The organism is Streptomyces sp. Y7 (genome assembly GCF_043195415.1).
GTDB lineage: Bacteria > Actinomycetota > Actinomycetes > Streptomycetales > Streptomycetaceae > Streptomyces.
In genome coordinates this window covers 923,777-936,315 of the sequence record NZ_JBIDDQ010000002.1, presented here as the reverse complement: position 1 = coordinate 936,315, position 12,539 = coordinate 923,777, and the positions used below count along the sequence as shown (strand labels likewise).

Annotated in this window: 12 protein-coding genes; 6 read left to right on the top strand and 6 right to left on the bottom strand. The window is 74.4% G+C overall.

The features are described 5' to 3' along the window. Positions 1-31: 31 nt before the first annotated feature. The 3 genes from ACGFW6_RS09850 to ACGFW6_RS09840 all read right to left on the bottom strand — a co-directional run bounded on the left by ACGFW6_RS09850 (position 32) and on the right by ACGFW6_RS09840 (position 2,246). Positions 32-781, bottom strand: coding sequence for an anti-sigma factor domain-containing protein (locus ACGFW6_RS09850; protein ID WP_393506521.1), 750 nt, complete (start codon positions 779-781; stop codon positions 32-34). Further along, entirely contained in the window at positions 778-1,362 is a 585-nt protein-coding gene (locus ACGFW6_RS09845; RefSeq protein WP_393506519.1) for a sigma-70 family RNA polymerase sigma factor, read from the bottom strand. The genes ACGFW6_RS09850 and ACGFW6_RS09845 overlap by 4 nt, the downstream gene beginning before the upstream one ends. 263 nt (positions 1,363-1,625) lie before the next feature. Beyond that, a complete protein-coding gene (locus ACGFW6_RS09840) occupies positions 1,626-2,246 on the bottom strand; it encodes a sigma-70 family RNA polymerase sigma factor (protein WP_393506517.1) in 621 nt (206 codons plus the stop codon). Positions 2,247-2,409: 163 nt separating this feature from the next. On the opposite strand from ACGFW6_RS09840, the gene ACGFW6_RS09835 reads away from it, so the two are divergent. Further along, on the top strand, positions 2,410-3,453 hold the full coding sequence (locus ACGFW6_RS09835) for a MerR family transcriptional regulator (protein WP_393506515.1): 1,044 nt from the start codon (positions 2,410-2,412) through the stop codon (positions 3,451-3,453). 169 nt (positions 3,454-3,622) lie between these two features. Here the strand turns inward: ACGFW6_RS09835 and ACGFW6_RS09830 are convergent, their stop codons facing one another. Then, a complete protein-coding gene (locus ACGFW6_RS09830) occupies positions 3,623-4,993 on the bottom strand; it encodes a cryptochrome/photolyase family protein (protein ID WP_393506513.1) in 1,371 nt (456 codons plus the stop codon). A gap of 99 nt (positions 4,994-5,092) precedes the next feature. Next, complete coding sequence (locus tag ACGFW6_RS09825; protein WP_393506511.1) at positions 5,093-6,619, bottom strand: SDR family oxidoreductase; 1,527 nt, start codon at positions 6,617-6,619, stop codon at positions 5,093-5,095. 150 nt (positions 6,620-6,769) lie between these two features. Between ACGFW6_RS09825 and ACGFW6_RS09820 the strand changes: the two genes are divergently transcribed. From ACGFW6_RS09820 to ACGFW6_RS09810, 3 genes are all read left to right on the top strand, one after another. Further along, positions 6,770-7,276 (top strand): MarR family winged helix-turn-helix transcriptional regulator, encoded by a 507-nt coding sequence (locus ACGFW6_RS09820; protein ID WP_393506509.1) that lies wholly within the window; start codon positions 6,770-6,772, stop codon positions 7,274-7,276. 138 nt (positions 7,277-7,414) lie between these two features. Then, positions 7,415-9,490: an MMPL family transporter gene (locus tag ACGFW6_RS09815; protein WP_393506507.1), complete on the top strand. Its 2,076-nt coding sequence runs from the start codon at positions 7,415-7,417 to the stop codon at positions 9,488-9,490. Between the two features lie 90 nt (positions 9,491-9,580). After that, a complete protein-coding gene (locus ACGFW6_RS09810; protein ID WP_393506505.1) occupies positions 9,581-9,748 on the top strand; it encodes a hypothetical protein in 168 nt (55 codons plus the stop codon). Positions 9,749-9,808: 60 nt separating this feature from the next. Here ACGFW6_RS09810 and ACGFW6_RS09805 read toward each other — a convergent pair whose 3' ends face one another. Beyond that, complete coding sequence (locus tag ACGFW6_RS09805; RefSeq protein WP_393506503.1) at positions 9,809-10,849, bottom strand: acyl-CoA dehydrogenase family protein; 1,041 nt, start codon at positions 10,847-10,849, stop codon at positions 9,809-9,811. A 99-nt stretch (positions 10,850-10,948) separates the two neighbouring features. Between ACGFW6_RS09805 and ACGFW6_RS09800 the strand changes: the two genes are divergently transcribed. After that, positions 10,949-11,317, top strand: coding sequence for a YciI family protein (locus tag ACGFW6_RS09800; RefSeq protein WP_393506501.1), 369 nt, complete (start codon positions 10,949-10,951; stop codon positions 11,315-11,317). Then, the gene (locus ACGFW6_RS09795) at positions 11,317-12,510 is read left to right on the top strand and encodes an RNA polymerase sigma factor (RefSeq protein ID WP_393506499.1); all 1,194 of its coding nucleotides are present in this window, start codon (positions 11,317-11,319) and stop codon (positions 12,508-12,510) included. The genes ACGFW6_RS09800 and ACGFW6_RS09795 overlap by 1 nt, the downstream gene beginning before the upstream one ends. The last annotated feature ends 29 nt before the right edge of the window (positions 12,511-12,539 follow it).

Genomic DNA, 12,539 nt, shown 5'->3' with positions numbered 1-12,539 from the left:
ACCGGAGTGAGAGGCCCGTAGGACGGGACGGTCAGGCCGGGAAGTCGAGCACGGCGACCGGAGCCGACGTGGGCTCCGCGGAGCCCCCCGCCGGTTCCACCGTGATGCCCATGCCGGTCGCCCCGTCCACGGCGCCCCGCAGCAGTACCGACTGGTCGGCGCGGTGCGGGGCCATCAGACCGGCGGGCCGCATGGTGCCCCTGTCGTCGAACCACAGCTGGTAGACCTTGCCGCGTGGCGGCTCCGCCATCCCGGACGACACGAACACGGCCCGGTCCAGGCTCCGGGACACCACGACCGCACCGTCGGCACCGCCCCCGAGCCGGGCCGTGCCGACCCGCGCGTCGGCAGCGGTGAGCACCGCTGCCAGCTCGTCCGCGCCGGCCCGCGCCTGCCGGGCCTCGGCGCGCGCGTCCTCGGCACGCTCGTGCTGCCATACGGCGACGCCGCCCAGCCCGGCCGCGGCGAGACAGGCGGCCAGGGCCCACCGCGACACCCGGCGCGCCCGCGGACCGAGCCCGCCCGCGGGGACGCGGAACGCCGCTCGCGGGCTCTCCTGCCGTTCGGCGGCTATGCGCCGCAGGACCCGATCCCGCATCGCGGGCGGTGTCGGCCCGGCCGTCGCGAGGCCGAGTCGCGCCGCGGTCGCGCTGAACTCGGCGACCTCCCGGGCACACGCCTCGCAGTCCGCGAGATGCCGTTCGAAGACGTCGCGCTCGGCAGGGGAGAGGGCGTGCAGGGCGTAGGCCCCGGTCAGCGAGTGCGGGTCGGCGGTGATCACACCGTCACCCCCAGGCAGTCGCGCAGCCGGACCAGGCCGTCGCGCAGCCGGGTCTTGACGGTGCCGAGGGGCAGCGCGAGCGTCTCGGCGACCTGGCGGTACGTCAGCCCCCGGTAGTACGCGAGCGTGACGGCCTGCTTCTGGACGTCGGTGAGCGTCCGCAGACAGCGCCGCACCTGCTCCCGCTCCAGGCGCGCCTCGACCTGCTCGGTCACCTGGTCGTACTCGGGCAACCGGTCGAGCAGCGCCGCCTTGTGCTCCCGCGCGGCGGACGCCTCCACCGACCGCACCCGGTCCACGGCCCGCCGATGTGCCAGCGTGAGGATCCAGTTCACGGGGGTGCCGCGGTCGGGCCGGTACCGGGGAGCGGTCCGCCACACCTCCACCAGCACCTCCTGGGTCACCTCCTCCGACTGGGCCCGGTCGCGCAGCACACTGCGGACCACCCCGTGGACGGGGCTCGCCATGGAGTCGTAGAGCGAGGCGAAGGCCTGCTCGTCGCCCAGGGCCACCTGACTGACCAGTTCCGCCAGATCGGGCTCCGACGACGGGTTGGTGCCGATGTACACGGCTTCTTTCACGACGGGTCCTCCGGGAGTGGGACGTGTACGTGCCGGTGTCCGGGGCACGGCCCGGGTCCCGGGTGCCGGCGGACCGGTCACGAGAGGAAGGGCCGCCGGCGGTGTGGTGGACGGACGGGCGACGGAGGGCCCGCCCCCGAGGAGCGCCGATCCTCCCCGGGGGCGAGCGGGGGAGCGGGGCCTGCTCCCCGGGTGCGGCGCGAGGGGATGCGCCGCGGGTGGTGGCTGGTGGCGTCGGCCGCGCCGCGTCAGCGGCGCCCCGCTCAGAGCCGGACGTCCTCCCGCAGGTGGTGGTGCAGTCGGTGCATGCCGCGTCGCGCGTGGCTCTTGACCGTCCCCAGCGGCCAGCCGGTGCGTTCGGCGATCTGGGTCTGGGTGAGGTCCTCGTAGAAGGTCAGCCGCAGCACGCGCTGCTGGGCGTCCGGAAGCCCCGCGAGCGCGTCGCGGACGAGCATCCGGTCCAGGGCGGCCTCGGCGAACCGGTCGCTTCCGGTCTCGTCGGGGGCGAGGCGGGTGCCGGCCGAGGCGACGAGGTCACTGCGCCGGGTCCGCGCGGACAGGGCGTCGGCGATCTTGCGCCGGGTGATGCCCGAGATCCAGCCGGCGATCGTGCCGCGCTCGGGCCGGTAGCCCTGCCGACCCCGCCAGACCCCGAGGAAGACCTGCTGGGTGACGTCCTCCGCCTCCTTCGGGTCGCCGAGCGCGCGCCAGGCGAGCGTGTGCACCAGCGGAGACCAGCGGCGGTAGAGGGCGGCCAGACTCGCCTCGTCACCCGTGACCAGGCCGAGCTTCAGCTCTTCCTCGCCGGCCGGCGCGGGGGCTGCCGGGTCGGAGGCCGAAGAGGTCGAGCGTGCCGAGGGCACGGTGCCCGGTGGCGGTGTCATGTCGGTGGCTCCTCTCCTGAGGCAGGGCCCGGGCCGGCCGGATCGTCCGTGAGGACCCGTTCCCCGGGCCGGCGCCGGTCCGGCCGCGATGGGTGACGCCATCGTGTGATCCCGGGCGGAAGGCGATCAACATGCATCGGTTGTGCGTCGTATCGTCGGAACCATGGACGAAAGGCCGCTCACGGCGGACATCGAGGACGGGCTCCGGTCGCAGGACACCGCCCGGCTCACCGGGGCGGGTCTCACGACCGGCGCGCTGGCCCGTCGCCTCGGGGTGTCGCCCACCACGCTGCGTTCCTGGGACCGCCGCTACGGCATCGGGCCGGCGGTGCGCGGCGAGGGCCGACACCGGCGGTGGACGCCCGGGGACGTCGCCGTGCTGGAGGCGTTGTGCCGGCTGACGTCCGCCGGGGTCCCGCCCGCCGAGGCGGCCCTCGCCCCGCGCCGCGGAACGGACGGTGCCGTACCCGAGGTCGTCGTCCCGCCCGGCCCGCCGAAGGGCGCCACCCGGTCCCGTGCGAGCGGCACCCTGCCGCTCGGCGACGTGCGTCAGGAGTGCCGCGGGCTGGCCCGGGCCGCGGTGCGGCTCGACGCGCCCGCCGTGGAGCAGCAGTTGGCGTCGGCGGTGGACGACCACGGCCTCGTCGTCGCCTGGCAGGAGGTGATGGTGCCGACGCTGCACGCCGTGGGCCGCAAGTGGGCCTCGTCCGGGGACCGTTACGTCGAGGTCGAGCACCTGCTGTCCTGGCACGTGTCCAGCGCGCTCCGCCGGTACACGCGTCCCCTGGCGGTACGGGGCGCCGCGCCCGCTCTGGGACCGGTACTGCTGGCCTGCGTGCCCGGCGAACAGCACAGCCTGCCACTGGAGGCGCTCAACGCCGGGCTGTGCGAACGGGGTCTGCCCACGCGGATGTTCGGCGGCGCCGTCCCGGTGGAGGCGCTCACCGCCGCGGTGGCTCGGATCGGCCCGGCCGTCGTGGTGCTGTGGGCCCAGACCCGCTCGGCCGCGAGTCTGCCGCTGGCGCAGCACATCGCCGGTGCTCAGTGGGGCGTGCGCGGCGCCCGCGGCCGACCCGTGGTGATGCTGGGCGGCCCGGGCTGGCTCGGCCGCCCCGGGCCGGGAATGCTGCGTCCCACGACGCTCATGGAGGCGCTGGACGTGCTCGCGGGGGTGTACGCGCACGGGGCGCCCGCGGGTTCGTCGTGAAAGGGACGGTGGCGGAGCGATCGGGCCCGTGGTTCGCCGTGGGGGCGGGGCGGTGGCGGAGCGATCCGACCCGCGCCCACGGGTTCGCCGTTCGTTCGGATCGCGCGGTCGACAGCCCTCCCCGCCCGCCCGCAGGCCCGGCGGCGGCTCGGGCGGCGGCCGGTCTTCCTCACCGCCCTCGAGCCTCCTTGAAGCGGGCCAGCCCCTCGGACAGGTCGATGATCGGGTCCGGGTAGTCCAGCGCGGCGCGCTCGTCGTCCGGCAGGCGCCACGGCTCGTGCACGCCGCGCCCCTCGACGCCCTTCAACTCCGGTACCCAGCGCCGGACGTAGCCGCCGTCGGGGTCGTAGCGCCTGGCCTGGGTGACCGGGTTGAGGACGCGGTTGGGCCGGGTGTCGGTGCCGGTTCCGGCGACCCACTGCCAGTTCAGCTGGTTGTTGGAGACATCGCCGTCGACCAGCAGGTCCAGGAAGTGCCGGGCGCCGACCCGCCAGTCGACGTACAGGGTCTTGGCGAGGAAACTCGCCGTCAGCAGGCGTCCGCGGTTGTGCATCCAGCCCTCGTGCCGCAGTTGGCGCATCGCGGCGTCGACGACCGGATAGCCGGTGCGGCCATCCTTCCACGCCGCGATGTCGTCCCGGGCCTCTCGCTCGGAGCGCCAACGGTCGTGCCGGGCACGGTAGTCGGCGGTGCCCGCGTCAGGTCGCGCGGCGAGCACCTGCCGGTGGAAGTCGCGCCAGGCGAGCTGACGTACGAACGCCTCGGCGCCCGGTCCGCCGGTCCGGCGTGCGCGGTGGACCAGCTCGACGGGGGAGAGGGTGCCGAAGTGCAGATGGGGGGAGAGCCGGGAGGTGGCGTCGCCGGCGAGGTCGTCGTGGCGCTCCTCGTAGGCGGAGACCGGACCGCGCAGCCAGGCGGTGAGCCGTTTGCGGCCCTCCTGCTCACCTCCCGCGGCGAGCCCCTGCGACAGATCCGGCACGTCGTCGCGGGAGGGCAGCGGATCGGAGCCGACGCCCTCCGGGACCCGTACCGTACGCGGCGCGGCCAGCGCGTCCCGCAGCAACTCGTCGGACCAGCGGCGGAAGTACGGCGTGAAGACCGCGAAGTGGTCGGAGCCGGCCGGGGTGACGGCGCCCGGGGCGACGGCGGTGGTCACGGTGTCGTGGACGTGCAGCCGCACCCCCTCCCCTTCCAGGGCGCGCCGCAGCCGTTCCTCGCGCCGCTGGGCGTGGGCACTGACGTCGGAGGCCATGTGCACCTCGTCGGCGTCCGCCTCGGCGACCACCTTGCACACCTGGTCGACGAGGTCGCCCTCGCGCACGACCAGCCGGCCGCCCCGCTCCCGCAGGCCGGCGTCGAGGTCGCGCAGACAGTCGGCGAGGAAGGCCAGCCGGTTGGGTACGGCGAACCCGGCGCCGTCCACCGCCCGGTCCCGCACGAACAGCGGGACCGTCCGGTCGGTGCCGTCGAGGGCCGCGCGCAGCGGCGGATGGTCGTGCAGGCGCAGATCGGCGGTGAACAGGACGACCGAGATGCTCATGTCGTGTGCTCCGTGGAGTCGGGGATGTGATCCGCTTCCCGTCGATGCGGTCGATGCGGTCGATGCGGTCGATGCGGTCGAGGGGCGCGGGCGGGGCGGTCAGGGGACGCGGGCGCCGTCCGGTTCGAGGGCGGGTGCGCTCGCCGCGGCGCGGGCGATGTTGCGGGCCATGCCGCCGAACACGACGGCGTGGAAGGGGGAGACGCTCCACCAGTACGTCTGGCCGAGCAGCCCGTGGGGGTGGAAGAGAGCGCGCTGCCGGTACCGGGTGCGGCCGTCCCCGTCGGTCAGGACGCACATCTCCAGCCAGGCCAGCCCCGGCAGCCGCATCTCGGCGCGCAGCCGCAGCAGCCGGCCCGGCTCGATCGCCTCGACCCGCCAGAAGTCCAGCGAGTCGCCGACCCGCAGCCGGGACGCGTCGCGCCGGCCCCGGCGCAGTCCCACCCCGCCCACCAGCCGGTCGAGCCAGCCCCGCACCGCCCACGCGAGCGGGAAGGAGTACCAGCCGTTCTCGCCGCCGATTCCCTCGATCACCCGCCACAGCGCCTCGGGCGAGGCGTCGACCTGCCGTTCCCGGTGGTCGCTGTAGAGGCTTCCGCCCGCCCAGTCGGGGTCGGTCGGCAGCGGGTCGCTCGGCGCGCCGGGCACGGAGGCCGACGACCAGCGGGTCGTCACCCGGGCGTCCCGCACCCGCCGCAGGGCCAGCCGCACGGCCTCGTCGAAGCCGATCGGATGCCCCGGCGGGTCGGGGACGTAGCCGGCGATGTCGTGCTCGGCGCACACCACCTCGTGGCGCAGGGACTCGGTGAGCGGCCGTGCGATCGAGGAGGGGACCGGGGTGACCAGGCCGACCCAGAGGCTGGAGAGGCCGGGTGTGAGGACCGGCACCGCGAGGATGACGCGGCGGGGCAGCCCGGCGACGGCCGCGTAGCGGAGCATCATCTCCCGGTACGTCAGCACGTCCGGCCCGCCGATGTCGAAGGTCCGGTTGACGTCCTCGGGCATCCGGGCGCTGCCGACGAGGGCGCGCAGCACGTCCCGGACGGCCACGGGCTGGATGCGGGTGTGCACCCAGCCGGGGGTGACCATCACGGGCAGGCGTTCGGTCAGATAGCGCAGCATCTCGAACGAGGCGGAGCCCGAGCCGATGATGACCGCCGCCCGCAGGACGGTCGTCGGCACCCCGGAGCCGAGCAGGATCCGGCCGACCTCGGCGCGGGAGCGCAGATGCGGTGAGAGCTCCCGCTCGGGCACGCCCGCGGGCGTCAGGCCGCCCAGGTAGACGATCCGGCGGACGCCCGCGGCCCGGGCCTGGTCGGCGAAGGTCCGCGCGGCCCTGCGGTCGGTCTCCTCGAAGTCCTTGCCGGTGCCCAGGGCGTGCACGAGGTAGTACGCCACGTCGACGCCCTCCAGCGCCCGGCGCACGGACGCGGCGTCGGTGACGTCGCCGCGCACCGCCTCGGCCTCCTTCGCCCAGGGATGATCGCGCAGCTTGTCGGGGGAGCGGGCCAGACAGCGCACCCGGTACCCGGCCTCCAGCAGTTCGGGCACGAGGCGCCCGCCGATGTAACCCGTGGCGCCGGTCACCAGGCACCGCGGTCCCTCACGCACCTCGTCCTGCTCCATCTGTCCTCGGTCCTCACGTGTCGGAAGCCCTCGGAGACCTCACGTGTCGGAAGCCCCCGGAGATCACTTCCCCGCCCGCCCGCGTTTCGGATGCGGCCCGGCCGAGGCCACCGTCCCGGGGAGGCGACGGCGGGTCGATAGGGTGATCGCGTGGGCACAGCGAACGACGGGCAACAGGGTGCGGCGGGACCGGAGTCCGGCGCGGACGGGACGCCGACCGATCTGTACGCCTTCGCGGTGCGGCTGCGGCGCATGAACGGCGAGATCAACCGTCTGGTCCATGGTTTCGCGGCCGGACGGGGGCTGCACCCCACGGACATCCACGCCCTCGCGGCGATCATGGACGCGGAGGAACCGATGACCCCCGGCCGGCTGCGGCAGCACCTCGGACTCACCTCGGGGGCGGTGACGGCGTGCGTGGACCGGCTGGAGCGGGCGGGGCACATCCGGAGGGTCCGGGAGAGCGCCGACCGCAGGGTCGTCCATCTGCACTACGCCCCGGACGCGCGGGCCGCGGCCCGGTCGTACTTCCGTCCGCTCGCCGAGGCGACCGAAGCCGCACGCTCGCGGTTCAGTGAGGCGGAGCTGGCCGTGGTGCTGCGCTTCCTCACCGCGATGAACGACGAACTGGGCACCGTCGGACCGGGTAGTCACTGAATCCGCCGGACCGCGGGTGCATCCGACCCCCGGCCCGCCGCGGAAGAACAGGTGTCGTCTACGATCACCGGCAGATATATCTCAATCATTGAGATTGTTCATTGTCGAGGTATCTGCCGTACCGAGCCTTGGAGCCCGATGTCCTCCCCCACCCGACGCGCCCGTGTGCTCGTCCCCCTTCTGCTGCTGGTCGGCTGGCTCGTCGCCGGAGGCGCCCTCGGCCCGTACGCAGGGCGTCTCGGCGAGGTCGCGACCAACGACCAGGCCGCGTTCCTGCCGCGCAGCGCCGAGTCGACGGAAGTCATGGCGCAGCAGCGTGCGTTCCGGCAGAACGAGACCCTGCCGGTGATCGTCGTCTGGACGGGCGACGACGGCGGCGGCATCACCGAACGGCGGGCCGCCGCCACCCGCGCCCTCACCTCCCTCGCCGACTCGCAGGGGGTCGCCGGCGAGGTGTCACCGGCGATCCCCTCCGAGGACGGACAGGCCCTGGAGGGCGTGGTCCCGCTGCGGCCCGACCTCGGCGACGACCTCGCCGGCACGCTGGAGCGTGTCGCGGCCGCCGCCGAGCGCGTGCCGGGCACCACGGTCCGGCTCGCGGGTCCCGCCGCCACCCAGGCCGACCTGTCCGACGCCTTCGCCGGTATCGACGGGCTGCTCCTCGGGGTCGCGCTGGCCGTCGTCCTGGTCATCCTGCTGCTGGTCTACCGCAGCCTGCTGCTGCCCCTCGTGATCATCGTCGGCTCGGTCCTCGCCCTCGGCGTGGCCTGCGCGGTGGTGTACGTCCTGGCCGACCACGACGTCGTCCGTGTCGACGGACAGGTGCAGGGCATCCTCTCCATCCTCGTGATCGGCGCGGCCACCGACTACGCCCTGCTGCTCACGGCCCGCTATCGGGAGGAACTCGCCCGGCGCGCCGACCGGTTCGGCGCCATGGCGGCCGCGCTGCGGCAGTCCTGGGCCGCGATCACCGCCAGCGCCGCCACCGTCGCGCTCGGACTGCTCGCCCTGCTGCTCAGCGACCTCACCAACAACCGCGCCCTCGGGCCGGTCGGCGCCATCGGCATCGCCTGCGCCGTCCTGACCTCGCTGACCTTCCTGCCGGCCGCGCTGGTCCTCCTCGGCCGCGCCGCCTACTGGCCCGCCAAGCCCCGCCCCGTGGACGGGAGCCGGGAAGGTGTCTGGCACCGGGTCGCCGCCCTGGTCGACCGGGCGCCACGCAAGGTCTGGGCCGTCACCCTCGTCGTCCTGCTGGCCGGCGCGGCCTGCGCCCCCGCCCTCGACTCCAAGGGCGTCCCGCTCGACGAGACCTTCGTCAACGACGCTCCCTCGGTCGCGGCCCAGCAGACCCTGAGCCGGCACTTCCCGGCAGGTTCCGGCAACCCCGCCGTGGTCGTGGCGGACGCCGCCCGCCTGACCGATGTCGTCCGCGCGGCCGAGGACACCGAGGGCGTCGCCTCCGCCGCCGCGGTGAGCGCCTCGGGGCGGCCCGGCGACGAACCCCTCGTCGTCGACGGCCGGATACGCGTCGACATCACCCTGACCTCGGCTCCCGACAGCGACGCCGCCAAGGAGACGGTCGCCCGCCTGCGCACCGCCGTGCACGACGTGCCGGACGCCGACGCCCTCGTCGGCGGCTACACGGCCCAGCAGTACGACACCCTGCGCACCGCCAGGGACGACCGCACCCTCATCGTCCCCGTGGTCCTCGCGATCATCCTGGTCATCCTGATCGCGCTGCTGCGCTCGCTCCTGCTGCCGGTGCTGCTGGTGGTGACGGTGGCCCTCAACTTCCTCACCACGCTGGGCGTCTCGGCCCTGGTCTTCCGCCATGTCCTCGGCTTCGAGGGGACCGACCCGTCGGTGCCGCTGTACGGCTTCGTCTTCCTCGTCGCCCTCGGCGTCGACTACAACATCTTCCTCATGTCCCGGGTACGGGAGGAGACGTTGCGTCACGGGCCCGGGCAGGGCATCGCGCGCGGTCTGGTCAGCACCGGCGGGGTCATCACCTCGGCCGGCGTGGTGCTGGCCGCCACCTTCGCCGCCCTCGGTGTCATCCCGCTGGCGTTCCTCGTGCAGATCGCGTTCATCGTGGCGTTCGGCGTCCTGCTCGACACCCTCGTCGTGCGGTCCCTGCTGGTGCCCGCGCTCGTACGGGACATCGGACCGCGCGTGTGGTGGCCGACGTCCGTCGGAGAAAACACGAAGGGGTGAACATGCTCACGCCGAAGGCGGGCAGGCGGAGTGTACGAGGCAACTACTCGGCCTACGAGGCGAAGTCCGATCCTGGAGGTGTCTGCCGGTATGGGCGCGAAGGTGTTGGAGCGGTTTCCTGCGGGTGCTCCGCGCGGATCGTGGCCGGCGGAGGAGTACGCGGCGCGGTGCCGCGCCCATGGTGAGCCGGCCACCGTCGTCATGGACCTGAAGTCGGACGCCTTCCTCGTCGTGGTTCCGACCCGCGAAGAGGACTGAGCGGGCGTTCGCGCGCCGGGCGGCATCGAGGGCCCGCCCGGCGCACGGTCCACGGGTGGCCTAGGGGGCCAGGGCCCTCAGTGCCTCCAGATGGGCCGCGCGCGACTGCGCCGTCTGGCCCTGCACCAGCAGGAACAGGGCCTCCCGCGCCAGGCGTTGCGCGGTGCCGGCCAGGGACAGCGAGCGGCCGCCACCGGCCACCACCGCCGCGGTGGTGGCCGTACGCATCAGCTCTGCCGCCTCGATGCGCAGCGTCAGACGCTCCGCCAGGTGCTCGCCCGCGCCGGAACGGTCGGCCAACGCGTAGGCGCTGCCGCGGAGGTGCTCCAGACGGGTGCGCAGCGGCCCGGCGGTCTCCTCGTCCAGCAGGCCCAACGCCGCCTCGGTGACCCCGAACACCGCGGGGGACGCCTCGACCGTCTTCGCGCGGTCCGTGACGGCCCACTCCTCGTAAGGCTTCCGCAGCGCCACCGCATCGTCCGGCAGCCACAGCCCGGCCAGCTCCAGCGACACCGTGCGGGACGCGGTGAGTGCCGCGAGCCGCATCGGCTCCGAGGCACGCAGGCCCGGCCGCTCCCGTGCCTCGGTGAACGCGAAGACCACCTCGCCGCCCTCCGTGACACCCGCCAGCAGCATCACGTCGTTCAGCCCCCAGCCGGTGTACCAGGGCACCGTCCCGTCGAACCGCCACCCGCCCTCCTCCCGTACGGCCCGCACCGGCGTGCGCGGATACGAGCGCAGATGCGCGTACGCCACCCCCGACAGCAGCTCGCCCCGGGCCAGCGGACCCAGCAGCCGCTCCCGCACCGCCCCCTCGCTCCCGGTCAGCGTCGCGACCGGCGTGTGGTGCTGCGTCTGCACGAACCAGGTCGAGCAGCACGCCCCGGCCAGGATCTCCGCCGTGCGCCGCGCCACCGCGGTGGGGGCCTCCCATCCGCCGTACGCCTCCGGAGCGCTCACGCCGAGCAGCCCCGAGCGCCTGATCGCGTCGATGTGGGCGGCCGGCACGCCCTCCTGGTCGACGCGTTCGGCCGACGGGGCGAGCACCTCGCGCGCGAGACGGTGGGCGCGGGCGACGAGAGGATGGTCTTTCGTGGTCATGGACGAAATTCTTCCGGCGCGGTCGTGCGGGGTGTCGATTCCGGGGTGTGTCGTTCGTGTAGGAGGTGAGAGAACGCGACGACGCCCGAGGAGGCCGTCATGAAGTACTACCTGCTCAATGTGATGCAGCCGGTGGGGGAGCGCCCCGCCCCCGAGGTCCTCGCCGGGATCGGGAGGAACCTGGACGCCCTCAACCGCGATCTGCGCGAGGCGGGCGCCTGGGTGTTCGCGGGCGGGCTGCACGGCCCGGAGTCCTCGACCGTGCTGCGGCCCCGCGACGGCGACGTCCTGATCACCGACGGCCCCTACGCCGAAGGCAAGGAGATGCTGGGCGGCATCAGCCTCATCAAGGCACCGGACCTGGACGCGGCCCTGGAGTGGGGCCGCAGGCTCGCCCTGGCGACGACCCTGCCGATCGAGGTGCGGCCGTTCATGGGCGAGGCCGGGGACCCCGAAGCCGGCGCCTGATGACGGTCGTGGACGTCGAGGCGGTCTTCCGCGCGGAGTACGGCCGCGCGGTCGCCGTCCTCGTGCGCTCCCTCGGCGACATCGACCTCGCCGAGGAAGCGGTGCAGGACGCGTTCACCACGGCCCTGCGGCGCTGGCCGGAGACCGGAGTGCCGCCGAGCCCGGCCGGCTGGATCATCACCACCGCCCGCAACCGTGCCGTCGACCGGCTGCGCCGCGAGGCCGGCCGCGACGAACGCCACGCCCAGGCGGCCCTGTTGCACGCCGCCGACGCACCGCGCGAGGAGGGTCCCGTGCACGACGAACGGCTCCGGCTCGTCTTCACCTGTTGCCACCCCGCCCTCGCCGTCCAGGCGCGGGTCGCCCTGACCCTGCGTCTGCTCGGCGGGCTCACCACCGCGCAGATCGCGCGGGCCTTCCTGGTGCCCGAGCCGACGATGGCCCAGCGCCTGGTGCGGGCCAAGGCGAAGATCCGCAATGCCGGCATCCCCTACCGGGTCCCGCGCGACGCCGACCTGCCGGACCGGCTCCCGGCGGTGCTGGCCGTCGTCTACCTGATCTTCAACCAGGGGTACGAGGGCGAGGCGGCCCTGTGCGCCGAGGCCGTACGCCTCGGCCGGCTCCTCGCCGACCTCATGCCGGACGAGCCCGAGGTCACCGGGCTGCTCGCGCTGATGCTCCTCGTCGAGTCGCGCCGGTCCGCCCGGCAGGACGAGCACGGAGCGCTCGTCCCGTTGCCGGAACAGGACCGCGCGCGGTGGGACCGTGACCTGATCGCCGAGGGACAGTCACTGGTCCGCCGGTGCCTGCGGCTCGGCCGGCCGGGGACGTACCAGATCCAGGCCGCGATCCAGGCCGTGCACAGCGACGCCCCCACCCGACGCGCCACGGACTGGGGCCGGATCCGGCAGCTCTACGACCAGCTCATGGCCGTCGCCCCGAGCCCGGTCGTGGCCCTGAACCGGGCGGTCGCCGTCGCCGAGACCGACGGCCCGGCCCGCGCCCTCGACCTCCTGGACGCGCTGGACCTCGACGGCTATCACGTCCTCCACGCCGTCCGCGCGGACCTGCTGCGCCGCCTGGGCCGCGCCACCGAGGCGGTACGGGCGTACGAGCGAGCCGTCGAACTCTCCGGGAATCCGGCCGAGCGCGCGTACCTCGAACGCCGGCGCCGGGAACTCGTCCGTACCTGAAGCTGCGCGGGCGGTGGCGAAAGTGTCTC

Bases quoted from the DNA above. Each gene is read 5' to 3' on its own strand.
- ACGFW6_RS09840 (WP_393506517.1), bottom strand. From the start codon at position 2,246: ATGACACCGCCACCGGGCACCGTGCCCTCGGCACGCTCGACCTCTTCG.
- ACGFW6_RS09835 (WP_393506515.1), top strand. From the start codon at position 2,410: ATGGACGAAAGGCCGCTCACGGCGGACATCGAGGACGGGCTCCGGTCG.
- ACGFW6_RS09830 (WP_393506513.1), bottom strand. From the start codon at position 4,993: ATGAGCATCTCGGTCGTCCTGTTCACCGCCGATCTGCGCCTGCACGAC.
- ACGFW6_RS09825 (WP_393506511.1), bottom strand. From the start codon at position 6,619: ATGGAGCAGGACGAGGTGCGTGAGGGACCGCGGTGCCTGGTGACCGGC.
- ACGFW6_RS09815 (WP_393506507.1), top strand. From the start codon at position 7,415: ATGTCCTCCCCCACCCGACGCGCCCGTGTGCTCGTCCCCCTTCTGCTG.
- ACGFW6_RS09810 (WP_393506505.1), top strand. From the start codon at position 9,581: ATGGGCGCGAAGGTGTTGGAGCGGTTTCCTGCGGGTGCTCCGCGCGGA.
- ACGFW6_RS09805 (WP_393506503.1), bottom strand. From the start codon at position 10,849: ATGACCACGAAAGACCATCCTCTCGTCGCCCGCGCCCACCGTCTCGCG.
- ACGFW6_RS09800 (WP_393506501.1), top strand. From the start codon at position 10,949: ATGAAGTACTACCTGCTCAATGTGATGCAGCCGGTGGGGGAGCGCCCC.
- ACGFW6_RS09795 (WP_393506499.1), top strand. From the start codon at position 11,317: ATGACGGTCGTGGACGTCGAGGCGGTCTTCCGCGCGGAGTACGGCCGC.